This window comes from Peribacillus huizhouensis, from assembly GCF_014138605.1.
In the GTDB taxonomy this organism is placed as follows: Bacteria; Bacillota; Bacilli; order Bacillales; family DSM-1321; genus Peribacillus; species Peribacillus huizhouensis.
The window spans coordinates 131,112-155,081 of sequence record NZ_JACJHX010000010.1; the positions used below are offsets into that span (position 1 = coordinate 131,112).

Genomic DNA, 23,970 nt, shown 5'->3' on the forward strand with positions numbered 1-23,970 from the left:
TTTTTTACAGATTGGGGTTAAGTACTACTTTTAATGACTCCGCTCCATTTTTAACAAGCTGGAACCCTTGTGCAAACTCTTCAAGCGGCAACACGTGCGTGACAACGCCATCAGTTGGAAGGTCTCCATTCGCTATCCCCTTCATAACAGGTTCATAGCAGTATGGACCAAGGTGAGAACCAAGTACATCAAGCTCTTTCCGATCACTAATAATACTCCAGTCAACTGTAACAGGATCTTTAAATACACTAAATTCAACAAATCGACCCAGCTTACGAATCATTTTCAATCCTTGTTCCACTGATTTTTGAGCACCTGTTGCTTCAATGTAAATGTCACAGCCATAGCCATCTGTTAGTTCCTTTACAATTGCGTCCACATCGTCTTTTGCCGGATTCAATACTATGTCAGCACCGAAATTCTTCGCCATTTCAAGGCGATCTTCGTTTAAATCTAGCACGATTAATTTATCCGGCCCTGACTTTTTGATTGCACCGATCATTCCAAGTCCAAGTGTTCCTGCCCCTGCTAGAACAACCACATCGTCCAACTGGACTTGTGCACGTTCTACAGCATGATAAGAGCATGCATAAGGCTCGATTAAGATTGCCTTTTCAATCGGAAGATCTTCTGGAACTTTATAGTTAATGGCTTCTTTTGTAAATTTCATATACTCCGCCATCGCACCGTTTACATTATTCTGGAAGCCATATAAATCATGCTTTTCACACATCCAATATTGTCCACGATTACAGAATCGGCAGTCCCAACAAGGAACAATTTGTTCTGAAATAATACGATCACCAATTTTAAAATCACCTTTCACACCCTCACCAAGTGCCACGACATGCCCGATAAATTCATGCCCCGGAATCATCGGTGCTTTGATATACGCAGGCTGTGTTTCATCTCCCCAGAAGCTTGGTGCTCCATCAAACGCTTTTAAATCCCCTGCACAAATACCACATGCCTCCACTTTAACGAGTATTTCTCCGTCGCTAATTTGAGGAACTGCCACTTCTTCCAGCCGGTAGTCACCGGGCGAGTACGCAACAACCGCTTTCATTGTTGTCGGAATATTTCTAACGTCGCTTTTTTGTGATACTATTTGATTTGTGCACATCATTCATCTCTCCTCTTCTTTAGTTGAAATTTCGCTACCCTCACAATCGTTAACGCTTACATTTGGTTTGATAGTTGAAATTTCTCAAGTCCCTTCTATAGAAGGCAGTTTATCTGTTACACAGTTACACAGTTTCAATATTCTTTTAACTTTATTTACAAGAGTCTATCCTGTTTACGATTTTCATTATATTATATTTATTATTGATTGGTCAACTTATTCTTTTGATTGCTTTCAATAATTTTTCATTTACTTTCGGTTTTTAAAATATATTACATTATTAACGTCAAATGATGTACTATTAGATGTAATATAAATAGTAAAGCTTCTATATTACTTTTTATGAGTCCGCCATGAATTTTTCTTTTAATTTCAATTATTTTTATAATTTAGTTCAAAACGAAAATAAATATATGCAGGTGATAAGGATGACGAAAATGTTTGCATCAGAAAGACATAAAATTATTATGGATAAGCTAATGGATCAGCAACGTGTAACTATTAAAGAGCTCTCCGAAGAGATCAAAGTTTCCGAGGCAACGTTACGAACAGATTTATCAAAAATGGAAGAATCCGGATTATTAAAAAGAACACACGGCGGAGCTATTTTATCCGAATATCAAGATAGTGACACAAGTTTTTCCATGCGCGAGAGTAAAAATCGGGATGAAAAATCAGCCATTGCTAAAAAGGCAGTTGAGCTTTTATCTAGTGGTCAATGTATTATGCTTGATGCTAGTTCAACAGCTCTTGAATTAGCTCGTGTGTTAAGAGATACGTCTATTCGTTTAACTGTCGTGACAAGCGGCATAAACACCGCCCTGGAGTTAAACAATCATTCAGATATTACTGTTATTTTATTGGGAGGGATTGTAAAACGAGGTTCTTATTCTCTAGAAGGGAACCTGGGTGTTAGTATTTTAAGTAAAATCCATATTGATGCTATGTTTACTTCTGCAAATGGCTTTTCACTTGAGTCTGGTTTAACCGACTTCAGCGTATACGAAGTTGAATTAAAAAAGGCAATGGTCAACGCTTCTAAAAAAGTAATTGCTCTTTTGGATCATACAAAAATGAATAAAAACTCAATTGCATCTTTCGCTTCTGTTGATCAGCTCGATTTAATTATTACAGATGACGAACTTCCTGAAGATTATGCAGCGAAACTAAATGATCAAGGAATTGAAGTTCTGATTGTTTCCGGTGAAACACACTAAAGCAAACAAATTTTATTTCGTAGTTCCACAACCTTAAGAAATATCGCAAATAGCACATTAAACAGCATATTAAATGTATGCTGTTTTTCATTGTCACTATAATTTTGTAAGAAATTTAGATATTAATATTACAAACACAACAACAGCCACTACCACACTATCAAATAGTAAGACTTAGATGATTAACACAATACAAAAATGACTATAAATCATTTTATATCGGAAAAAAGGAGAGCGCTAAAAATTTTACGTTTAGCACTCTAAGGGTGTCATAAATACCATTTACTCCACTAAACGGAATGATAGCTTTTAGTGTTTTTTACCAGATTGTGTATCCGCCATCCACTATAAATGTCGAGCCTGTTGCAAAAGTCGAGGCGTCAGAGGCCAAATAAATAGCCAAACCGCCAAGTTCATGAGGTTCCCCCAGCCTTTTCAATGGAACGAGATCCAGTACATGTGCTAGCTCTCCTCCAGGTGCAAAGATCGGTTTTGTCATCTCTGTTTTCATATAACCTGGCGCAATGGCATTGACACGAATATTGTTTCCTGCCCATTCGGATGCCATACATTTTGTCATCATATCAACCGCTGCTTTTGATGCATTGTAAGCACACTGCGCTTCAGTATTCGCTATAAAACTAGACATTGATGCAATATTAATAATCGAACCCCCTCCCTGTAATTTCATTTGTTTACCGCTATACTTCGAAACTAAGAAGACACCGTTTACATTAACATCCATTGTTTTCTTCCAATCTTCTAAACTCTGTTCTTCCACCGTGATTTTTTGACAAATACCCGCATTATTTATGAGAATATTCAACTCATTGAATTCACCTACAATTTGTTCAACCATGGCTTTAACCTGCTCTTCACTTGTTACATCTACTTGAAGACCCAAAGTTTTCCCACCAAATGAAGCTAATTCTTTTGCCGTTTGTTGTGCTGAAGCCAATTCCATATCTGCGATGACAATATTTGCACCAGCCTGAGCCAGTGCTTCTGCCATGGCTTTACCTAGCCCTCTTGCTCCTCCTGTAACTAGAGCTGTTTTGTCTTTCAAACTAAATAACTTTTGATAATCCATTTATTCCACTCCTTATTATTTGATTTTGATTTAATTATATTTTATCAATTGTTTTCATTTTGTCAATTTTACTTTCGTATAGTTATTTTTATTTTCATTTAGTCTTATGAAAGTGAATGAATAATTGATATAACGTTAAGGTATGATAGATTCATATAATCACTAATTGAATTTCACCTAAATTAGTTGATTAGATCTTCGTTCACCAATAGAATATATTTCACCCTTTTAAACATAAGGCTGTTTTCACATACTTTGTTGCTTTTCAATCATTTTTACACTAATAACCCGGTTGATTTCCGTTGTAGAGGCGGTCTCAGAAGCCTCCTCAGTGCTTTGCACTTGCGGGGTCTCCCTCAACACGCTTTTCCCGCAGGAGTCTCGCACCTGTAACGAAGATCAACATCTGTTCGAATTGGTTTCTTGCTAAAAACAACAATCTTTACGAAAAGAGCCAAACATAAAGACAAAATCTTAAGTAACTGCAAATCAAATAAAAAAAGAGTAAACCCAATTGGTATGAAGTTAGATATCTTGTAATTCTAGAAGATCACATGTTTATCCATTATTTCCCTTCATCAAATCTACCTTCTTAATAGTATTCAAAAAGAAGTCAAAACAAAAGCCCCCCATAAAAAAATCGCCTGCCAATAGGCAGGCGATTCAAAAGGGGGAATTTCTCTGAAATAATCATCGTACTACTATTATTTCACCAATTCCTTTTTTTATTCATTTTTCTTAAAAAAAAATTTTATTTTATTTATATGCATGAACCTCTTGTTTACTCGCATTTGATTTTTTCCCATGTAAAAGATAATAAACAAACATACATGCAAACCCTACTAATGCCATACTCACGTATAGACCATTATAGCCGATAACAGGGATTAGGAAGCCGAGGGTAAAAGGTCCGATACCTATGCCTAAATCAACGAACACAAAGAAGGTAGATGTGGCAAGCCCCATCTTATGTCGTGGCGAATTCTTTACTGCAATAGCTTGAGCGCTTGATTGGAAGGTTCCATATCCAATACCGATTAGCGCACCTGCAGCCAATAGCATAAGTCCATGACTCGCTTGACTGAGAAGTAGCATCCCTATACCAAATAAAAGCAAGGAGGGGTAAATGACGAAGTTCTCTCCCTTTAGATCAAACCAACGACCCGTAAATGGTCGAGACGCTAATAAAAAAATGGCAAACACAACAAAAAAGAAACTTGCAACATTCACTAAGCCAATTTCCTTTGAATATGCCGTCAAGAAAGTTAAAACGCTAGAATAAGAAAACCCTACAATACACATGACAAAGGCAATCGGTAATGCCTTTGCTTCGAAGAAATCTCCCACTTTGATTCCTTTCAATGTTTCCCTTTCCATTGCTGTTAGTTCTACTTTTCTAGTTTTTATGAACAAGGTTGGTATAAAGGCAATAACGACAAATAGAACACATGATGCAAAAATCATGTTGTACGTTCCATGTTGACTGAGAACCAATCCTAAAAACGGTCCAACTGCCATTGCCAGATTCATACTCATCGCAAAGTAACCGGTACCTTCCCCTCTACGTTCATTTGGAATAACATCGGCTGCAATCGTACCTGTCGCAGTTGACGCAAAGCCAAACGCAATCCCATGCAACAAGCGATTTATTAATAAAAACGCCAAGCTATCCGCTTTGAAATAGACCAATGTTGTAATAAGAAAAAGTACTAACGATCCATACAACATATTCTTTTTCCCAATCCGTTCAATGTATTTTCCGGCAAACGGCCGAACAGCCAGTGCTCCAATAACGAAAATACTAGATGCAAGTCCTGATTGACTTGTCGTTGCTCCGAATTTATCAATTGTATAAACCGATAATGTGACCATTAATAAATAAAAGGTCATGAAAATAAAAAAATTCGTTGAAGAAATGATTAAGAAATCTTTCGTCCATAATTTTGGTTTATTCATTTTTTACCACCTTATTTCTCTAAGTTGACACATAGCTTCGTAAGTGTCTGATATACCGCTTCCTTTTCTTGCTCCGAAATACCATCCATGATTTTACATTCAAATTCATTCGTTGCTTCTCTACACGCTATATACACTTCTTCTCCTGCTTCTGTTAGCTGAATTCGTTTTTCACGGCGATCCTTCCCTGGGACTTGTTCAATAAAGCCTCCTTCACTTAAACGTTGGACCGTCCGCGTAATCGTAGGTTTTTCAACATTTAAGTATTCACCGATTTCAACAAGGGTTGTTGGACCTTTGGTTTTTAAAAAATAAACAATGCTCCATTGTGAATGAAAAAGACCGTATTGAAGAAGTTGCTCATTTAATTTCTTCGTGAACAACCTATAGATCTGTAGATATTGGTGAAAGAATTGATGATTTGGGGTCAATTTTATTTCCTCCTGAAATAGGTTACCTAGGTAACTATATATCTATTTTATCAAAATGTCCAGTTTCTTGAAACACTATCCAGTGCTATTAATAAAAAGGCTTTGTTAAACTTGCCTGTTGATTGAAACGAAATGCGTTCGCCTTCCGTGGGCGGTCCGGGAGCCTCCTCGGCGCTGTGCGCCTGTGGCGTCTGCCTTTGACTCGCTTTTCCCGCAAGGAGTCTCACGCCTTCCGCTCCAATCAACATAGCGCCAAAAATCAACAATGAGCTTTATATAGCCAATAAAAAAAACACCTATATTAAGGCATTTTTTTCATTTCATTTTAAGCTTCGTTAACTGCTTGTACTTCCTTTAACACTTCATGAATCGCTTTGGCAACACCATGTTCATCATTTTTCGCTGTGACGAAATGACATAACCTCTGAATCTCTAGCGGGGCATTTCCCATAGCTACTGAGCGGCCAACTCGTTCAAACATGGACACATCATTATAATTATCACCAATAGCCATCGCATCCTTCATGGATTCTCCCTTATTCGCTAAGTAAATCATCAAAGCATTTCCTTTTTGTGCGGCTTCACTTGAAATTTCCAAGTTTTCACGTCCTGATGATGAAACGGCAAGACCTTTAATTCGCTTAATTTTACCAGCTACTTGACCTAAAGCGGTAAGATCATTAGAAAAAACAAGCATTTTATGAATCACAACGCTCGGCATTGTAAATAATTCACGATAATCGGTAATTGTATTTACAAGGCCCATCTTTAATCGCTCATGGGCGCGTGCTGTGACTTTCAAAGGATCGAGATCCGGATTTGCAGTTAAGATAATATCAACTAAAACTGCAACAGAGGCCTCATAGTTTTTCGAATATACACCATTGCTTGTGTACACTTCAAAATAAAGATTTTCCTTTTCAAGCAACTCAATCATCTCAAGTCCCACTTCAGAGCTCATCGGATTGGACGCAACAATTTGCCCATCTTGTGTGTAAACAGCTGCCCCATTCGCAGCTATAATGGGTAAGTCGAGCTTCGCTTCATCCAATGCAATACGGGCTTCTTCATAGGATCTTCCAGTAGCTACAATCACTTCAATGCCTTGTCTTTGAGCCGCTTCAATCGCATCCTTATTTTCTTTGCTCACTTTTTGAACTTTATTCAATAATGTTCCGTCCATATCTGTAGCTATCGTTTTAATCACTTTATTCACCTCATACCATTCATTTTTCATATCTTTATATTACTGCGTTAATTTTTGTTAATCGACATTTTTGCCACGCGATGCTACCCAAATTTCATACCATTGCTCTCTGCTAATATTCAACGATAAAGCATGAACTGCCGCTTTGATTCTTTCCATTTTTCCTGAACCGACAATCGGCATAATTTTTGCAGGGTGATGCATGAGCCAGGCATACGCAACTTCATCAATGCTTTGTGCATTCATATCAGCCGCAGCTTGTTCAAGGGCTTGGCGGACTCTAATAGCCTGATTGTCTTCACCTGTGAACAACTTCCCCCTTGCAAGTGGTGACCAAGCCATCGGAGGCATGTTCTCCTTGATACATTGATCTAAAACCCCGTTTTCAAAATGATCACGATACAGGGCCGATAGTTCGATCTGATTGGTCACAAGCGGTACATCTAAATATGCGTTTAGCATTTCCACTTGTGATGGCAAATAGTTCGATACACCAAAATGCTTCACCTTTCCTGCCTGCTTTAATCTCATGAATGCTTCCGCTACCTCTTCGGGATTCAGCAAAACATCCGGGCGATGCAGCAACAAGACATCTATATAATCCGTTTGAAGATATGTAAGAGACCGCTCTACTGATTCAATAATATGTTCTTTACTACTATCATAATGATTCAAATGAACGCCATTATGTTCATTTGCTAGCTTAATTCCACATTTCGTAACGATTTCCAGTTTATCACGAAGTTCAGGCTTTAAAGCTAATGCTTCCCCAAAAAGAGCTTCACAAGTATACTTCCCGTAAATGTTGGCTGTATCAATCGTTGTAATCCCAAGCTCTAAGCATTGTTCGATTAACTCTATTCTTTTCTTTACAGAATAGTTCCAATCGGCTAACCGCCAATGACCATGAATAATTCTCGAAAAGGATAAATCGCTCTGTAGCCTAATACGTTCCATTTTGTTCTCACTCCTGACTGCTTCCATTTTAGCAAAGAACAGGACAAAAGCACACAAGGATGACTCATAAGGCCAAAAGCACCTTTAAGTCATCCTCTTCTACTATTATATAAGCGGTTGAGCAATCTGATTGACCTTTTCGCAAATACTGTTGTGAATTCGATCTATTTCCGAAAAATCCATGTTACGTATATAGATTTCTTCCAGTTCATCATGTAAGGATTTTGCTCTTGCTAAAGCTTTTGTCGCTTCCTTCATTTTCGTACGGTATCTTGTTGAAATATCTTGGATTTGATCGCTATACAATTCATCAGTCCCAGGAAGAATCGCTTCTTGATAAATGTCCACAATTTCATCACCTTGGCGACTTGGAAAATATTCATGAGGCGCTGTACTGTCGAAAATAGCCACTCCTATTTCACGTACAATGACCATATCAAGACTGTTCGGATCAAAACCACAATGATAGATTTCAACGTCAAAACCACGCTGCTCTGCTTCAAGCGCCAATTTCTTGAGCATCGTTGATTTCCCTGATCCTGGCCGCCCTTTTAGAAAATAGCGCTTGGCTATATCTTCTGTTAAATTCGGCACATAATCGACCGCTCCTATTGGAGTAGCTGCCCCTAAAAATCGGTGCCTGATTTCTGACTTTTTATTAATAAAAATTTCTCCAAAAAAGGTATCCTTCAATTTCTCAGTCAGCTTATTCACCTTCTGAAAATCTAGATTGGCGATGTAGATTTCTTCCCACTCATCATGGACTGCTAAAGCGGAAGCAAATAAAGAATAAGCATCTTCAAAAGCACCGTTGATTTCACTTGTTAACTTCATAATTTCTTGCTTATTTTGACTAAGAGTTTGCGAATCCCAAGCTGTCCCAAGATTGATATATTCTTCTATTGCACCTGGTGCTTTCGGCTCTATTACATGTGGTGCCGTACCATCCACAATTCCAACCTTTAAATCGGTTATGATCACTCCATCAATTGAATCTGAATCTGATGAGCAATGCATGAGCTGGATATCGAACCCCTTCTCCACCCATTCCTTCCCTACTTTCTTCATCAGTGTAGATTTTCCAGTCCCTGGGCCACCTTTTAAAATATATAATCTTTCTAGCTCCTGCAAATTAGATTCATATAAACTGTGAAATCCTTTTGCTGTGTTTCCACCTGCAAAATAATGTTTGGTTTTTCCAGTCACCTATTCAACACTCTCCTTTATGCCCTGATACTTGAGAGATATCTTTGCTTTCAACGCTAGAATATGCGCGAGATGTCGATTGGGTGAACGCCTATTATGAGAGAGCCTATCCATATAAAGTGAAACTTCAATCAGTCAAGTTGTCTTAAACCACCCACTGATTGTTAGTCCGGGATTTTACTACAAATTAATGCGAAAAAAGGATCGAACCTCACAATCTTTTATACAATGCTAGATTGCATTAGTATAGATCTTGCGGTTAGACCCTTTTATAGGATATCCTCTTTATTTAATTAACTCGACAAACTTTGCATCAACTGTTTCAGCAAGCTTGTTTGGTTCCACTTCTATTTGCGTGCCAATCTTTCCAGCACTAACGATCATTGTAGCTAAAGCTAGCGCGCTTTTATCAATAAAGGTCGGGTACAACTTCTTCATCCCGACTGGCGAACAGCCGCCGCGGATGTATCCTGTCCATTTTTGTAACTCTTTCACAGGAAGCATTTCCATTTTCTTCGCTCCTGCCGCCTTAGCTGCTTTTTTCAAATCAAGTTCGCCACCGACTGGAATGACAAAAACAAAGAGATTCGGTCCACTTTGCGAAACAAGCGTCTTAAAAACAGCATCAGCTTGTTTGCCAATTTTATCAGCTACCGCTGTGCCATGGATTTTTCCATCTTCATTGTCATATGTAAGAATTTCGTACTCTACTTTTTTACCATCAAGGATTCTCATGGCATTTGTTTTACTCACACGCATAATTGCCATCCTTTCATATTTAACCTACAAAATAATATCCTGCTAATTTTCTTAATTCTTCTTCAAGATGATCGGGGTAGGAAATAAGGAAGCAAGTTGAAGGTCCTGCAGATGTTTCAACGTTGACTTGATTTCTTAGTGTATCTGGGATATCCGTATCACTCAACTTTCGCCATTCATATGCAATACCCTTTGATCCGACTGGGAGCACGACTACATCTTCGTATTCACAAACTGCTTTAAACAAAGAAAGTGGTGCAATACGGTCCTCCTTCTCGATGACCTCATTGCCAACAAGAGGATGTCCGATAATAGCCACTTTCCTCATCCGATTGATCTCGACTGAGCCATTCCATTTACCGATCACGATCATTCCAAGAGCAGACTGTAATAATGGTAGATTGCTTTCTGTACTTCCAGTAATCGGCAAATCCAAACCTAACTCTTTTTGTCCCGCCAACACTCCTGTGCAGATATCATCCCATGCTGCTTCACCGCAAAAATTCTGTACAGTTACCGCAATCGGAATGGCACCTGCTGCCATGCATTCCATTACCGCTACCCGAAATGAGTAATATGCTGTCACTTCATAAGGAACTTTTACAACATCCTTTTCCTTTATGCCAATGCCGCCGCTATTATCACATGAAATAATTAAAGTTTCAGAATGAGAGATCGGTAATTTTAATACATCTCTCATTTCTTTGTACCTTCGCTCATCATTTTTTGCAAAATAGGTGTCAATCGCGGCAGTAAAATTAGGGCAATCCCTAAATTAATCGCTGTTGCAATGGTTAGCGATGGAATTAATGCCACAAAAAATGACCAGCTGATAATAATTATGAAGGGGATTGGAGAAATAAATGCATTTCCAACAAAAAATAACAGAGATGCCCCGAGCTTATTACCCCCTCGATACAAAATCCCGAATGTCCACGCAAGCAAGGCCATTTCTAGCATTATGATGAAATGAAGGGGTCCGAGCAACATTCCACCTATAATAGCTGAAATGAGATGCCCGAGTCCGCCGACAACTGCCCCCGCAACCGGGCCGAGTAAACATGCCGCTAGTAACGAAGGAAAACTGTCCAGTGCCACACTGCCAATAATACCTGGTATTTTTATAAAAGCACCTGCTGCCGATAAAGCAATAAAGATGGCAAGGACGCTCATTTGTTTAACATTCATTTCAATCCGTTTGCTCCTTTTTCTTGGTGTTGTGGAACACTTTCGCACTTCTGACATATTCTATATCTTTCACCCCTTGGCGTACATTAATCACTCGCGCAAGCGCAAAGAAGTAGTCAGATAATCTATTTAAATATTGCAGAGACAGAGGAGAGACCGCGGCCCCTGATTTCATAAGCGTTACAGTCAGTCGTTCAGCCCGACGTACAACCGTTCTAGCAATATGAATGGTTGCTGCTGGCTTCGTTCCCCCTGGTAAAATAAATTTCTCAAGTGGCGGTGCTTCCGAAATATATTCATCAATACGCTGTTCTAAATACGTAATAGCTTCTGCAGTTAGCTTTTCCGGTGCTTTATCGGAAATCGTTGCTAAATCACCGCCACAATCAAATAATTCATGCTGGATCTTCTCCAGATCTGCTAAAACATCCGCGAATTTTGTAGGATCTAATTCCGCCATAGCTAGCCCAACGTAGCTGTTCACCTCATCAACCGTTCCATACGCTTCAACTCGAATGTCATCCTTATCCACTCGGCCGCCAATTACGCTTGTTTTCCCTTTATCTCCTGTACGTGTGTAAATATTCATGCTTTCATCCCCCCTATTTTAATTGTTGATTTAAGCCATACCAAATGATATCGACGCGATTTGATAGGTCTGTCAAGTCTTGATATATCCAACCTGTAACATCCCGCCAAGTTCGGTCTAGTTTGTTCATTGGGACAATTCCCTTGGAAATATCCGTTCCAATCATTATGATTAATCGATCTTCTTCCTCCCGCTCCCATTCGCGCCAGCTTTGGATGTACGTTTTCCAATTAGCACGAATGTTTGAACCATCACGACTCTCTACATCATTCTTGATCCACATCTCAATTCCTTCTAATACAATCTTTTTTTCTGAAAAATCATTTGACCGAACCGGGAGTGGATGATTATGATAAGCCGAAATCCATTGTTTTGGCTCATATAGCGCCCTTACCCATTTTCTTTTCCCATTATAGGCACCGCCCGTAATGAAGTGCATCTCTCACCCCTCCTCAATTGCTCGTAGCTTTTCCAGTAAAGCTCATACCCACAGCCATATGGAATACTCCATTCCCAAAATAACTTTTGCTCAGGAGCATAATAGACGAGCATATTACGAATAACCCCACCATGTGTAACAACCGCAATATTTCTAGTTCCCTTAATCTTCATTTCCTCTACCATTTCGTCCCAAGCTTTAAGTACTCTTTGATTGAAATCTTGGTAGCACTCCCCTTGTGGTAATCCGATTTCAAATGGGTGCTCAAGCCAGCGCATATAATGAGGGAAGCTTAATAACTGCTCATAGGTTCTTCCTTCCCACTCACCAAAATTCATTTCACGAAATTGCTCTTTTAATATAGGTTCACACTTTGGAAATAAGATGTTTGCAGTTTGAATGCAACGATTTAAATCACTGCAGTACAAATCCTCATAATTTGGATAGCTTGATTGTAACCGCTCAAGTTCCAGCAACCCTTCTGCTGTCAGCGGTGAATCTGTCCATCCTACATATTGTTTCTTCATATTCGCCTCTGTCATGCCATGGCGAAGTAAGGTAATCCCCACACCGTTAGCCATAAAAACAGTTCCACTCCTTCTACGGATGCCCCCAGAACATCACCAGTAATTCCGCCAAACCAGTTTAATGTTTTTCTGCGGATCAATAAAAAGAGAATACATGCTACCGCTATCATGATTAAACTCATATAAAGTAAAGATATGTTTATGTAAAATGCCATCATTAATAGGACAATTAGATATAACCCATATATATGTATACTGCTTTTTTTCGCTGCTCTTTGAAAAAAGGCTGCCAGCCCTTCTTGTTTAGCGAGCGGCATTGTATAGAGCAACATCCCCATCACCATTTTACTTATAGCAGGAATTAAAGCAATTAAGAAAAAAGAAGCAAGATTCATTCTTGAAATGATTTCATAAATAAATAGAAACCTCGCGCTTAATAAGATAATCACGGATAAAACGCCAAATGCTCCCGTTCGTGGGTCGCTCATAATTTCAAGCCGCTTTTCCTTGTCCTGATAGGAGAAAAGTGCATCACTTGCATCTATCCACCCATCAAGATGAAGACCTCCAGTTAGAATAATCGTCAAAAGCCAAACGAAAAAACTAATGGCTAGCAAAGAGAAAGGCGTCCACTCCATAAGCGCAAAGAGACTGCCACTGGTTAGCAAACCGAGCGATAGCCCTGCAAGCGGAAAAGTTTGAACAGCTCGATGAATGAATGGTTCATCCATGGGAAGTGGCTTTTTTATCGGAATTGCCGTGAAGAACTGAAGATTAATCAAATAACCAATTAGTACACTCATTCTTTACCTGTTTCCTTTCATCAAGATTGGAATACCTGCCTCTACCAAATAGGCCTGATTTGAACGAGCAACAAGTTCCTGATGTAGCTTGCCGATTGTTTTTTGATAAGCCTGCACGATTTCATTGCTTGTTAAAGGTTCGTGCAATACTTCATTACTAACCACAATTAAGCTATAGCAATGCTTGCGTATTGTTTCGATACTTTCCAACATATTTCTCATTACATTTTGGAGATGTTCTTTACTTAGGCCCGAATTGATTGAAAACAACTCATTATCAAGCCAAGTAGTTAAACAATCTAGTAAGACAATTGTCTGTTTACTGTAAAAGGGGATGGAATGATCAATATTTCTAGGGAACTCACCTAAAGCCCATGGAATGACACTGTTTTGACGAGATTGCTGATGCAACTCAATCCGTTTCTGCATTTCTTCATCTTGTGCTCTGCCACAAGCCAAATAATACAATAAGGTTCCACTATGGGTTCGCGCCAGCTCATGGGCAATCTCCTCTGCAAACGTGCTCTTCCCACTACGCACGCCCCCAGTAATAAAGTAGACGGGCGCTTTCTCCATTTTATTCATCCTTCCATTCATTATTTTGTATGAAAGACATGGGGACGGGGCTTCGCAATTTACTAAAATAGCCAATCTATTTATCAGGTATACTGATTTTATTGAGAAGGCATCATATTCCAGCTCCGCACCGCCACCATTGTGATTAGGCGAGTGTAGCGTGCTTAATCATATATCCTACATGGTAAATCATGGCGTTTTTACGCCCTATTCGTTTTGTATGGCAAGCAGTATACATTCATACACACCAGAGCTAACTAGCTTACGTAATGATTCCATAGATTCACCATGCCGAATGTCTGTACCCCGTTGCGAAGCAGCAATTAAGATGCTATCCTCCGTCATTGTTTCTTCTCCATACCCGTATAACGCCTTCACCTTTGCTTCCGTTGCAGTTACAAGGCATTGAATAAATGCTTCTTCCGTTAAACACCCATTTACAAATACCCATGTATGGATGTTTGATCCTATCACTTTTTCAGACTGAACGACATGATGTGGATCATGGAAATTCCTTTTTCCAGCCGTTACCACGATAAAAATTGAAATATTATCTTCTTGATAGAATCTGACCGCTGCTGTTTTCAGATCAACATTTGTTATCATCCCTATCGTCTCACTTCGATTAAATCCATGAGCTGACAAGTACTCAATCATTTCCTTTTGAGGATCTGAGCAATCAAAGGTACGCTTGTTATGACAATTCACAAATGTTTGGTACCAGCCATTCCCAATCTCTGTCATTCCTAATGATATCGTCTTAAGCGGGATCGGTGATTTCAATGCAAGCCAATCATCTTTCTTTTCTATATATTGCTCGTTAATTACTAAAGTTTCTTGCTCTTTTGCAAGATGAGCTGGAACAATGAATAATTGTGATTTAGGAACATTGGGATGTGGGTAATTTTCAATGTCTGTTTGGTATACTGCTTGAACGCGTTCTCGTTTTAACACTTCATTCGGTTTATCATTGATTTGAATTCGTCCTTTATCCAAAAGTAGCAGTCTATCACAGTAAAGACTAGCAAGATTTAAATCATGAAAAATAGAAACAACAGTCAGATCTCTTTCCTTTGTCCAACTTTTCATCAAGTCGAGTAACTCTTTCTGATAGGAAAGATCCAAATGATTTGTCGGCTCATCCAAGAAGAGAATTTCCGGTTCTTGTGCCAATGACTGTGCAAGCAAGACACGCTGTCTCTCACCACCAGAAAGCTGGTCAAATGGTAGATGTTGAAACGGAGTAGTACCCGTCTGTTTCATAACTCTTTGGACCACTTCTTCATCTTCCATTGACCAACTCTGTAGTAAACCCTTTTGATGCGCATATCTGCCAAGCGAGACTGTTTCTTTTACTGTATAGGAAAAAGCCTGTGTAGAGTGCTGTGGCAAGACAGCACTTACTCTAGCCAGTTCCTTCGTACGGTAATCCTGCAGCCGTTTTCCTTTAAGCAAGATCTCACCACTATGATAAGTTAAAATGCCACTCATCATTTGAAGCAGCGTAGTTTTTCCACTGCCATTCGGTCCGAGAATTCCAAACAATTCTCCTCGAGCAACCTCGAATGAAAGATTTTTCAAAACAGGCATATTCTTTGTATACCCACCTATCAATTCAGTAACAGTTAGCATATTTATCACCTTCGTTCTTCTATCCTGCGCCGTTTTAATAAAATTATAGCAAAGACGGGAGCACCAATTAATGCGGTAATAACGCCAATTGGTAATTCAGCTGGGGAAATAATAACCCTTGACACAAGATCCGCCAAAATTAAGAATCCCGCCCCAATAATCATCGACAACGGCAATAAATGCTTATGATCTGGACTAACAAGTCGTCTCGTGAAATGTGGAATCACTAAGCCAACAAAGCCTATTGTCCCTGAAACGGCTACAGCAGCCCCGGTTAACAGCGAACCTGCAATCAAAATCATTAGCTTTCTTTGTTTCACGTTCACACCCAAATGCTGGGCACGCTCTTCTCCAAAGGATAAAGCATTCAGTTCACGAGCATTCAGCATAAGGATCACAGTTCCAACGATAAAAAATGGCAGAATAATCCCCACATAACTCCATCCTCGCATTGATACGCTTCCTAATAGCCAGCCAATAATCTGACGTAATTCTTCTCCAGTCAAGGCAATCATTAAGGAAATAAACGCACCTAAAAACGAACTAAAAATAATCCCTGTTAAAATAATTGTCTCTACCTTTATCGAGCGATCCATTTTCTGTGCAAACAACAACACAGAGAAAATCGTCAAGAATGAAAACAAGACACTTAATAACGGTAAAGTAAATAAGCCAATAACAGGTAGAGATAGCCCAAAGAAAATCGTAACAACTGCTCCTACTGAAGCCCCAGAAGAGACACCGAGTGTATAAGGATCGGCTAACGGATTTCGCAAAAGCCCTTGAAACGCTGCACCAGAAATGGCAAGGGATGCGCCTACTAAACCGGCCAACACAACACGCGGCAAACGTATTTTCATTACAATATTTGTGAACATCACATTCGCTTCAGTTGAAAGTGGTAATTGGAACACTTCCTTGCCGATAATTTGGAAAAGCTCCGAAACAGGGACTGATACCGAACCTACTGAAATTCCAACAATCATTGACAAAGCAAGAAATGCAAATGCAAGTATATAAGCTAATTGTTTACCATTTTGTAAATTTTTTTGCTTTAATGAATTTCGCAAATTCCACTAGTCCCCTATCATACGTTTTTAAAGGGAATAATTAAAAGGTCAGCCTCCACTATTTTTTCAGGAAGGCTGACCCTTATGAGTCAATCGTCTATAGTATGAACAGATATTCCCGTACGTCTGCCACACACCTTCCTATCCACGTAGGTAAATTTGGTGCACAAATACAGGCAGGTTTCCTGGCTTATGGTCTACACTTACAGCACCTTCCCATATTTTCATACAGTGGCTATCTACTGCTCGCTCGCATTTACAGTGGCGGGACCGCGTTGGATTTTCACCAACTGCCCTTTTAAGTCTTAGAAAAAGACACCTATTTCGTTTTTGTATTTTGTTTCTATCCATCTATTATACACAATTGAACGCGATAATTAGTCAGAAAATTATTACATAATGAGTCAACAGACAATCTTTTTTATCCCCTGTCACAACAACTCTTTACTTTTTTCTTTGCTCTGATTCTAAGTACTTTATTACCCCTTCGCCATTATTGGTTCGCAACACTTCTTGTGTGTCAAAAATAATATAGATGGGGTGCTCTCTATTTTCAATTCAGGATATTCAGATGATATTTCTATCAGTCTCTATCGTGCGAATTGGGCTCAAATCATACTTATGTTCAGCAAAATTAATAGGACTGACATCTGATTTTCCAAGGATAGTTAATGCGCTATTTTCATGTTCTCTCGGCAATAATACCTGATCAGAAACGAGCTGTTTAATGTCCAGTTTAATGGAATATGTCGCCTCTTTCCCATCCAGCCACTTTACATGGATAAGATGGGGTTTATAACCAACCCCATGCCTAATTTTCTTTAGCGCATAAATCTTGAAAATTTTTCTTATAACAACTATAATATATCAGTCACACTCTTTTCATATGTCCCAGTAGCTCAGCAGGATAGAGCGACAGCCTCCTAAGCTGTAGGTCGTAGGTTCGACTCCTATCTGGGACGCTAAGTAGAAACAGCCAAAACCTTGATATTATAAGGTTTTGGCTGTTTTATTTTATAGTACAGTTCAACACATTTTATATGATACAGCTGTTTTGCCGAGAATCTGCCGAAAACTAATTATGAAGCTGCCCCTTCAAAGGGCATATTTCTTCAATTCCACTCACATGCCCCACCGTCCCCATCCCGGTCTAAATCATAAGGACCTTTATCTGGCCCCCGTTGGCTTCATAAAACAGCTGGGCATCTTCCTTGTTGTCAAAGTTCGAACAATCATAATCCTATGTTGCGTAGGAATTGGGATTTCCTTTCCTTCCTCTTCGCATCCTGAACTCGTCAGATCTGCCTCATAACTATTAAGAAGAGTACATATCCACATTCCAAGAAGAGCTATACTAATAATGCTCAGAATCCAAGGAAAGGATTTACGCCAAATACCAGGCTCGAAAACTTCGTTGTTTCTTCTCTCAAACATATTCAAAGTCTACTTTCACGTTTACTAATAATCCATTTATCACAACGAAAAGAACGATTGTTTTATTAAACAATCGCACTCGATAGTAAATTTCAATAAATTCAAGTTTATTCTGTCGACCACTGTTATAATTCAGTGAATTACATCATGCCGCCCGTAAGGTGAGAGTGTGTAATTTCTTTAATGACGTATGCGAAATGTGCGGTATTTCAAGGACTTTAACACATTCAATATATATTATTTTTGTTTACCGGTAAAGAGATACGAGATAATGAAAAAGAGGCTCCTCAAAAGTTTACTCAACTATGAGAAGCCTCTATTAAAAATCCTCTATGTTAGCAAAATGTTTGCATTTCACTCACACAACCCCTTAGATTTGGCTTTTCATATTTACAAATTTAACAAAAAAATTACGAATATTTTAAAAATTAAACGGTCACAAATCTCGACTTGGGTACTATTGCCTAGTATTTCATCCTCAATAGTGAAAATCTACACTCTTAAATAATAAGAGGAAGTGTCGCTCCCCTCCCTACCTCGCCCATTTTTAGACTATTTTCCCATTTTGTCCTGATTTACCTTTTCTTTACTCTATTCATACATCCGCTAAATAACTCTATCCTATGGTTGAATCATAATACATATTCGTACAAAGGGAGATGGATTGAATGAATGTTAAGAAGATGTTCAGCACCACGAAAAGCAGAACAATTTTACTATCAGCCTTGCTGGTTGGCGCAGTTCCGACGATGAATGTTGTACTTGCCGACCTGGCTGCAACAAAGTACCCGGCTTCGGAGACCTACAAGCCTACCCCTGTTCCAGACCGTGTAATCCTGAACTGGAAAGGTGACACTGCCACTACTCAAGCTGTTACCTGGCGCACCGATACTAGCGTTGTCACACCGCAAGCCCAGATTGCTGTTGCTGGGGATGGCCCATCCTTCAAGCAGCAAGCGGTCACCATTATTGCCGAAAGCTCAAGTGAAGTAAAAGGAAATCAGGAATACACTTCAAAATACCACACCGTTAACTTTGAAGACCTCAATCCGGAAACAAAGTACTTGTACCGTGTCGGAGATGGGGTCAACTGGAGCGAGTGGTTTGAATTCGAAACAGCTTCCAACAAGGCTGAGCCCTTCTCCTTCCTTTACGTTGGAGACGCGCAAAACGACATTAAAGAACATTGGTCCCGTGTTATCCGTAATGCCTATTCCGACATGCCTGATGCTGACTTCATCATCCACGCTGGTGACTTGATCAACCACGGGGATGCCGACGAGCAATGGGGTGAATGGTTCGAAGCTGGCGGCTGGATCAATGGCATGGTTCCTAGCATTGCTGCACCAGGAAACCACGAATATGGAAAAATCGTTAAAGGCTCTCCAAATGGACTTTCCCAATACTGGAAGCCACAATTTGCTTTTCCTGAAAACGGACCTGCCGAATATAAGGAAAATGTCTACTATACCGATTATCAAGGCATGCGTATCGTTACCCTTGATACGAACCTTCGCGGCGTAGCCCTCGACAAGCAAGTCGCATGGTTAGAAGAAGTCCTGACCAATAATCCGAACAAGTGGACCGTTTTGACATTCCACCATCCAATTTTCTCAACTTCTCCTGGTCGTGATAACGGAGAAGTTCGTGACAAGCTGCTTCCTGTCATCGAAAAGCACAGTGTGGATCTCGTTCTTCAAGGACATGACCACAGCTACGCCCGCGGCATGGTCACTAATGTTTCTAATGGAACAAATGCAATGAGCGAAAAAGCCGACACCGTCTTCGTTGTCTCTGTTTCCGGTCCAAAGATGTACGACACTACAACGAAAAACTGGGATGATAATGGTGCCGAAGTGAAAAAAGCAAGCAAAGATACACAGCATTATCAGTTGGTTACGGTTGACGGGAACAAACTCTCCTATGAAGCCCGTACTGCCACTGGCGAATTGTATGACGCTTTCGACATCAATAAAACACCAAGCGGTAAGAAGCAGATCAAAGAGATTAAAACAGCAAAGTAATAGAAAACAAGGATGGAGACGGAGATGGAGATGGATCACCACGATACCATCTCCATTCCCCTGTTTTCCAAAGGAACATTTTTTCAAAAAAGGAAGGAGCCCCACCTTATATGAAACGACTACTTACCCTGAATTCTTTCATCCTCTTATTTGTACTCTTACTGACAAGCTTCCTTCCAAATAAGGTAAGTGCCCACGCCAACAGCTACGGCTATATGGACGTTCAGGACAGATCCGATAGAATTGAAATAGACCTTGCTCTTGATTTTTCCGAGCTAGCTGAGGCATTCGGGTTTACGACTGCCTTTGAATCCGCAGATTCAATACAGAAAATGGAAGAAGTGCTATCTAAAAATGAAGAAACCCTTACGAATTACATAACTGCAGGCATGAATGTTTACCGTGACGAACTTATTTGCGAACCGCGAGTGACCGGGACAAACGTCAGCATGACGAGTGACAACTATCCCCTCGCACACTTCCAAATGGAGTACCCATGCAGTGGTGAATCAACCCGCATCGCATATGATTTATTTGTCGAAGATATCAACCGTTCACACATTAACTTTGTCACCATCGAAGGCGAAAAAGGAACCCAAGAATTCACGTTTACAATTGCCGAACGCGAATTAGTCATCGGCGATCGGAACTGGCTTCGTCAGGCTTCGAACTTTGTCATCCTTGGAATTGAGCATATCATTACAGGCTATGACCATATTTTATTCGTGTTGTGCCTGATCCTCCCAGCTGCCATTTCACTCGGCCGGGTCGTTGAGGTTGTCACCGCTTTTACACTTGGTCATAGCATCACACTTGGCCTTGCAACACTCGGCATCGTTTCACTTCCTAGCCAATTGGTAGAGGCAGCGATTGCCCTCAGCATCGTTTTTGTCGCCATTGAAAACCTGTTTAAGTGGAAAATGAAAAAGCGCTGGATCATCACCCTCCTGTTCGGCCTCATCCACGGCTTCGGATTTGCCGGAATCTTGCAGGAAATGGAGCTCTCTAGCAGCACCGTCGCGTCATCGCTGCTCTTTTTCAACCTTGGTGTCGAAATCGGCCAGATCGCCATCATCGCACTCGTCTTTCCATTGCTTGCCATGGCCAGAAAGTACAAACGTTTTCCCGCTTTCGTCACAACCAGCTCCACCCTTATCATGGCCATGGGCCTCTTCTGGTTTGTCCAGCGCCTAGGTTAAAGAAAGAAGCACAAAGAGACCACTTGGTATACCACCCGCCAAATGGTCTCTTTGTATGCTTATCTATATAGTAGAAGTGAGGTCTGACCCTTTCGTTATGAATAGCACTGCTTTAATAGATAAGGATTCAACTATTCTAGCTATGGTTTTAAAGAAAGTACTTCTGTAATCTCTATGGGAATAATTATTAAGTGATGAAAAAATTAATTGTGTGGGGATTTGAGAGATCATATCTGATGCAACTATGGAAAGCCTCTGCCATAGTTGGCACTTACGAAGTTCTGTAAAAATTTAGATGTACATTATAGCTTCTGATAAAACAAAAAAAACTAACCCTAGTTTGATTAGCTTTAAACGTTTAGAGAGTACGTATCACTCTATCGGTGATAGCAAGGGAGAAATTTAAAGCTTCAACCTCTTAAATGTATTCTCAAAAAAATGGCTCCGCAGGTAGGATTCGAACCTACGACCGTTCGGTTAACAGCCGAATGCTCTACCACTGAGCTACTGCGGAACAAAAAATATAAAATTATGATGGGCCTAAATGGACTCGAACCATCGACCTCACGCTTATCAGGCGTGCGCTCTAACCAGCTGAGCTATAGGCCCATTCTTTTGGAGCGGGTGAAGAGAATCGAACTCTCATCATCAGCTTGGAAGGCTGAGGTTTTACCACTAAACTACACCCGCATATATTAAATGGCTGGGCTAGAAGGATTCGAACCTTCGCATGACGGAATCAAAATCCGTTGCCTTACCGCTTGGCTATAGCCCAATAAGATAAAATAAATGGGGCGACTGATGGGAATCGAACCCACGAATGCCTGAACCACAATCAGGTGCGTTAACCACTTCGCCACAATCGCCATGATGTAATATGAATTTTGAGTTGGCAGGGGTAGTAGGAATTGAACCCACACCGAAGGTTTTGGAGACCTTTGTTCTACCTTTAAACTATACCCCTATATTATAAATGGTGGAGGGGGGCAGATTCGAACTGCCGAACCCGAAGGAGCGGATTTACAGTCCGCCGCGTTTAGCCACTTCGCTACCCCTCCAAATTAAGTTCATGATGGCTCAGGACGGAATCGAACCGCCGACACAAGGATTTTCAGTCCTTTGCTCTACCGACTGAGCTACTGAGCCATACAATACTAGATTAAATATGGCGGTCCGGACGGGACTCGAACCCGCGACCTCCTGCGTGACAGGCAGGCATTCTAACCAACTGAACTACCGGACCAGATTGCGGGGACAGGATTTGAACCTGCGACCTTCGGGTTATGAGCCCGACGAGCTACCAGACTGCTCCACCCCGCGATAATAGAAATGATGAAATATTTTTAAGAAAAATGGAGGAGGTAGAGGGATTCGAACCCCCGCGGGGTTTGACCCCCCTGTCGGTTTTCAAGACCGATCCCTTCAGCCGGACTTGGGTATACCTCCGTAATAAATCATATAACAACTAATAGTCATCCATAGTTTGGTAGCGGCAGAGGGGATCGAACCCCCGACCTCACGGGTATGAACCGTACGCTCTAGCCAGCTGAGCTACGCCGCCAAATAATGAAGCCTATATGATAATCGTAATAATGGTGGAGCCTAGCGGGATCGAACCGCTGACCTCCTGCGTGCAAGGCAGGCGCTCTCCCAGCTGAGCTAAGGCCCCATTTTAGATGTTTAGATATACATGGTCGGGAAGACAGGATTCGAACCTGCGACCCCTTGGTCCCAAACCAAGTGCTCTACCAAGCTGAGCTACTTCCCGTATTATGGCGCGCCCGAAAGGAGTCGAACCCATAACCTTCTGATCCGTAGTCAGACGCTCTATCCAATTGAGCTACGGGCGCATTATAAAATGAAAACAGTCAATTCTGCTACCCACTTATATAATGGTGAGCCATGCAGGATTCGAACCTGCGACCCTCTGATTAAAAGTCAGATGCTCTACCAACTGAGCTAATGGCTCAAACAAATTTGAAAGTGGTGCCGGCAAGAGGACTTGAACCCCCAACCTACTGATTACAAGTCAGTTGCTCTACCAGTTGAGCTACACCGGCACTATAGGTAATGGTGGAGGATGACGGGATCGAACCGCCGACCCTCTGCTTGTAAGGCAGATGCTCTCCCAGCTGAGCTAATCCTCCAATATAGTGACCCCTACGGGATTCGAACCCGTGTTACCGCCGTGAAAGGGCGGTGTCTTAACCGCTTGACCAAGGGGCCACAATATGATTGCCCCTACCTATTAGGGGCTTAGCCTGGCAACGTCCTACTCTCACAGGGGGAGACCCCCAACTACCATCGGCGCTGAAGAGCTTAACTTCCGTGTTCGGAATGGGAACGGGTGTGACCTCTTCGCCATCATTACCAGACTAAATTTAATTAGAAGGTTTATTCCTTCAAAACTAGATAACAGAACTGAGAATCATCATTAAAATATGTATTGGTTAAGTCCTCGATCGATTAGTATCAGTCAGCTCCACATGTCGCCACGCTTCCACCTCTGACCTATCAACCTGATCATCTTTCAGGGATCTTAC

Annotated in this window: 20 protein-coding genes, 20 tRNA genes, 2 rRNA genes and 1 riboswitch; of the genes, 4 read left to right on the forward strand and 38 right to left on the reverse strand. The window is 40.7% G+C overall.

Translation table 11 applies throughout. The annotated features are described in order from the left end of the window. Nucleotides 1-4 precede the first annotated feature (4 nt). Complete coding sequence (locus tag HNP81_RS15575; protein WP_034302306.1) at nt 5-1,123, reverse strand: MDR/zinc-dependent alcohol dehydrogenase-like family protein; 1,119 nt, start codon at nt 1,121-1,123, stop codon at nt 5-7. Between the two features lie 428 nt (nt 1,124-1,551). On the opposite strand from HNP81_RS15575, the gene HNP81_RS15580 reads away from it, so the two are divergent. Beyond that, nucleotides 1,552-2,340 carry a DeoR/GlpR family DNA-binding transcription regulator gene (locus tag HNP81_RS15580; protein WP_182503215.1) on the forward strand — a complete coding sequence of 263 codons (789 nt, stop codon included), beginning with the start codon at nt 1,552-1,554 and terminating at the stop codon, nt 2,338-2,340. A gap of 319 nt (nt 2,341-2,659) precedes the next feature. Here HNP81_RS15580 and HNP81_RS15585 read toward each other — a convergent pair whose 3' ends face one another. The 16 genes from HNP81_RS15585 to HNP81_RS15660 form a co-directional block, all read right to left on the reverse strand. Continuing rightward, on the reverse strand, nt 2,660-3,430 hold the full coding sequence (locus HNP81_RS15585) for an SDR family NAD(P)-dependent oxidoreductase (RefSeq protein WP_028393374.1): 771 nt from the start codon (nt 3,428-3,430) through the stop codon (nt 2,660-2,662). A 756-nt stretch (nt 3,431-4,186) separates the two neighbouring features. Beyond that, nucleotides 4,187-5,386: an MFS transporter gene (locus HNP81_RS15590; RefSeq protein WP_182503216.1), complete on the reverse strand. Its 1,200-nt coding sequence runs from the start codon at nt 5,384-5,386 to the stop codon at nt 4,187-4,189. 11 nt (nt 5,387-5,397) lie between these two features. Continuing rightward, nucleotides 5,398-5,817 (reverse strand): MarR family winged helix-turn-helix transcriptional regulator, encoded by a 420-nt coding sequence (locus tag HNP81_RS15595; RefSeq protein ID WP_182503217.1) that lies wholly within the window; start codon nt 5,815-5,817, stop codon nt 5,398-5,400. Between the two features lie 325 nt (nt 5,818-6,142). Further along, on the reverse strand, nt 6,143-7,024 hold the full coding sequence (locus HNP81_RS15600; RefSeq protein WP_182503218.1) for a Cof-type HAD-IIB family hydrolase: 882 nt from the start codon (nt 7,022-7,024) through the stop codon (nt 6,143-6,145). 57 nt (nt 7,025-7,081) lie between these two features. After that, nucleotides 7,082-7,981 carry an aldo/keto reductase gene (locus HNP81_RS15605; RefSeq protein WP_182503219.1) on the reverse strand — a complete coding sequence of 300 codons (900 nt, stop codon included), beginning with the start codon at nt 7,979-7,981 and terminating at the stop codon, nt 7,082-7,084. A gap of 105 nt (nt 7,982-8,086) precedes the next feature. Then, a complete protein-coding gene (locus HNP81_RS15610; protein WP_182503220.1) occupies nt 8,087-9,187 on the reverse strand; it encodes a PRK06851 family protein in 1,101 nt (366 codons plus the stop codon). Between the two features lie 285 nt (nt 9,188-9,472). Beyond that, on the reverse strand, nt 9,473-9,946 hold the full coding sequence (ybaK, locus tag HNP81_RS15615; RefSeq protein ID WP_182503221.1) for a Cys-tRNA(Pro) deacylase: 474 nt from the start codon (nt 9,944-9,946) through the stop codon (nt 9,473-9,475). A gap of 19 nt (nt 9,947-9,965) precedes the next feature. Then, complete coding sequence (locus tag HNP81_RS15620; RefSeq protein WP_182503222.1) at nt 9,966-10,646, reverse strand: ATP-binding protein; 681 nt, start codon at nt 10,644-10,646, stop codon at nt 9,966-9,968. After that, nucleotides 10,643-11,134 (reverse strand): ECF transporter S component, encoded by a 492-nt coding sequence (locus HNP81_RS15625; protein WP_182503223.1) that lies wholly within the window; start codon nt 11,132-11,134, stop codon nt 10,643-10,645. The genes HNP81_RS15620 and HNP81_RS15625 overlap by 4 nt, the downstream gene beginning before the upstream one ends. Before the next feature lies 1 nt (nt 11,135). Continuing rightward, nucleotides 11,136-11,723, reverse strand: a complete 588-nt coding sequence (locus HNP81_RS15630) for a cob(I)yrinic acid a,c-diamide adenosyltransferase (protein ID WP_028393365.1) — start codon at nt 11,721-11,723, stop codon at nt 11,136-11,138. 13 nt (nt 11,724-11,736) lie between these two features. Next, entirely contained in the window at nt 11,737-12,162 is a 426-nt protein-coding gene (locus HNP81_RS15635) for a bifunctional adenosylcobinamide kinase/adenosylcobinamide-phosphate guanylyltransferase (RefSeq protein ID WP_182503224.1), read from the reverse strand. Continuing rightward, a complete protein-coding gene (locus tag HNP81_RS15640; protein ID WP_182503225.1) occupies nt 12,114-12,743 on the reverse strand; it encodes a histidine phosphatase family protein in 630 nt (209 codons plus the stop codon). The genes HNP81_RS15635 and HNP81_RS15640 overlap by 49 nt, the downstream gene beginning before the upstream one ends. Beyond that, nucleotides 12,701-13,492 carry an adenosylcobinamide-GDP ribazoletransferase gene (cobS, locus tag HNP81_RS15645; protein WP_182503226.1) on the reverse strand — a complete coding sequence of 264 codons (792 nt, stop codon included), beginning with the start codon at nt 13,490-13,492 and terminating at the stop codon, nt 12,701-12,703. Before cobS ends, HNP81_RS15640 begins: the two co-directional genes overlap by 43 nt. Before the next feature lie 3 nt (nt 13,493-13,495). Then, nucleotides 13,496-14,068, reverse strand: a complete 573-nt coding sequence (locus tag HNP81_RS15650) for a bifunctional adenosylcobinamide kinase/adenosylcobinamide-phosphate guanylyltransferase (RefSeq protein WP_182503227.1) — start codon at nt 14,066-14,068, stop codon at nt 13,496-13,498. Between the two features lie 207 nt (nt 14,069-14,275). Then, nucleotides 14,276-15,700, reverse strand: a complete 1,425-nt coding sequence (locus tag HNP81_RS15655) for an ABC transporter ATP-binding protein (protein WP_182503228.1) — start codon at nt 15,698-15,700, stop codon at nt 14,276-14,278. A 5-nt stretch (nt 15,701-15,705) separates the two neighbouring features. Next, entirely contained in the window at nt 15,706-16,770 is a 1,065-nt protein-coding gene (locus HNP81_RS15660; protein WP_376766755.1) for a FecCD family ABC transporter permease, read from the reverse strand. Between the two features lie 158 nt (nt 16,771-16,928). Beyond that, nucleotides 16,929-17,108, reverse strand: a riboswitch (cobalamin riboswitch). A 550-nt stretch (nt 17,109-17,658) separates the two neighbouring features. Between HNP81_RS15660 and HNP81_RS15665 the strand changes: the two genes are divergently transcribed. From HNP81_RS15665 to HNP81_RS15675, 3 genes are all read left to right on the forward strand, one after another. After that, nucleotides 17,659-17,732, forward strand: a tRNA-Arg gene (locus HNP81_RS15665). 1,140 nt (nt 17,733-18,872) lie between these two features. Then, nucleotides 18,873-20,228 carry a purple acid phosphatase family protein gene (locus tag HNP81_RS15670; protein ID WP_182503229.1) on the forward strand — a complete coding sequence of 452 codons (1,356 nt, stop codon included), beginning with the start codon at nt 18,873-18,875 and terminating at the stop codon, nt 20,226-20,228. A 110-nt stretch (nt 20,229-20,338) separates the two neighbouring features. After that, a complete protein-coding gene (locus HNP81_RS15675) occupies nt 20,339-21,427 on the forward strand; it encodes a HupE/UreJ family protein (RefSeq protein ID WP_182503230.1) in 1,089 nt (362 codons plus the stop codon). Between the two features lie 439 nt (nt 21,428-21,866). Here the strand turns inward: HNP81_RS15675 and HNP81_RS15680 are convergent. The 21 genes from HNP81_RS15680 to HNP81_RS15780 all read right to left on the reverse strand — a co-directional run. Next, nucleotides 21,867-21,941: transfer RNA gene (locus tag HNP81_RS15680), tRNA-Asn, on the reverse strand. Nucleotides 21,942-21,962: 21 nt separating this feature from the next. Continuing rightward, nucleotides 21,963-22,036, reverse strand: a tRNA-Ile gene (locus HNP81_RS15685). 7 nt (nt 22,037-22,043) lie between these two features. Continuing rightward, nucleotides 22,044-22,117, reverse strand: a tRNA-Gly gene (locus HNP81_RS15690). Nucleotides 22,118-22,127: 10 nt separating this feature from the next. Further along, nucleotides 22,128-22,202: transfer RNA gene (locus HNP81_RS15695), tRNA-Gln, on the reverse strand. Nucleotides 22,203-22,217: 15 nt separating this feature from the next. After that, a tRNA-His gene (locus HNP81_RS15700) sits at nt 22,218-22,293 on the reverse strand. A gap of 24 nt (nt 22,294-22,317) precedes the next feature. Further along, a tRNA-Trp gene (locus HNP81_RS15705) sits at nt 22,318-22,391 on the reverse strand. A gap of 10 nt (nt 22,392-22,401) precedes the next feature. Further along, nucleotides 22,402-22,485 (reverse strand) — tRNA-Tyr (locus tag HNP81_RS15710). A gap of 15 nt (nt 22,486-22,500) precedes the next feature. After that, nucleotides 22,501-22,573 (reverse strand) — tRNA-Phe (locus HNP81_RS15715). Between the two features lie 20 nt (nt 22,574-22,593). Beyond that, nucleotides 22,594-22,670, reverse strand: a tRNA-Asp gene (locus HNP81_RS15720). A gap of 3 nt (nt 22,671-22,673) precedes the next feature. Continuing rightward, nucleotides 22,674-22,747 (reverse strand) — tRNA-Met (locus HNP81_RS15725). Nucleotides 22,748-22,780: 33 nt separating this feature from the next. Beyond that, nucleotides 22,781-22,873: transfer RNA gene (locus tag HNP81_RS15730), tRNA-Ser, on the reverse strand. Between the two features lie 38 nt (nt 22,874-22,911). Next, nucleotides 22,912-22,988 (reverse strand) — tRNA-Met (locus HNP81_RS15735). Between the two features lie 32 nt (nt 22,989-23,020). Then, a tRNA-Ala gene (locus HNP81_RS15740) sits at nt 23,021-23,096 on the reverse strand. 22 nt (nt 23,097-23,118) lie between these two features. After that, nucleotides 23,119-23,195 (reverse strand) — tRNA-Pro (locus tag HNP81_RS15745). A 5-nt stretch (nt 23,196-23,200) separates the two neighbouring features. Next, nucleotides 23,201-23,277, reverse strand: a tRNA-Arg gene (locus tag HNP81_RS15750). Between the two features lie 43 nt (nt 23,278-23,320). Further along, nucleotides 23,321-23,396: transfer RNA gene (locus tag HNP81_RS15755), tRNA-Lys, on the reverse strand. Nucleotides 23,397-23,411: 15 nt separating this feature from the next. Then, nucleotides 23,412-23,487 (reverse strand) — tRNA-Thr (locus HNP81_RS15760). An 11-nt stretch (nt 23,488-23,498) separates the two neighbouring features. Further along, nucleotides 23,499-23,574, reverse strand: a tRNA-Val gene (locus tag HNP81_RS15765). Nucleotides 23,575-23,581: 7 nt separating this feature from the next. Then, a tRNA-Glu gene (locus HNP81_RS15770) sits at nt 23,582-23,653 on the reverse strand. A 33-nt stretch (nt 23,654-23,686) separates the two neighbouring features. Further along, nucleotides 23,687-23,802: ribosomal RNA gene (rrf, locus tag HNP81_RS15775) — 5S ribosomal RNA — on the reverse strand. 71 nt (nt 23,803-23,873) lie between these two features. Continuing rightward, nucleotides 23,874-23,970 (reverse strand): 23S ribosomal RNA (locus HNP81_RS15780); the annotation flags it as partial.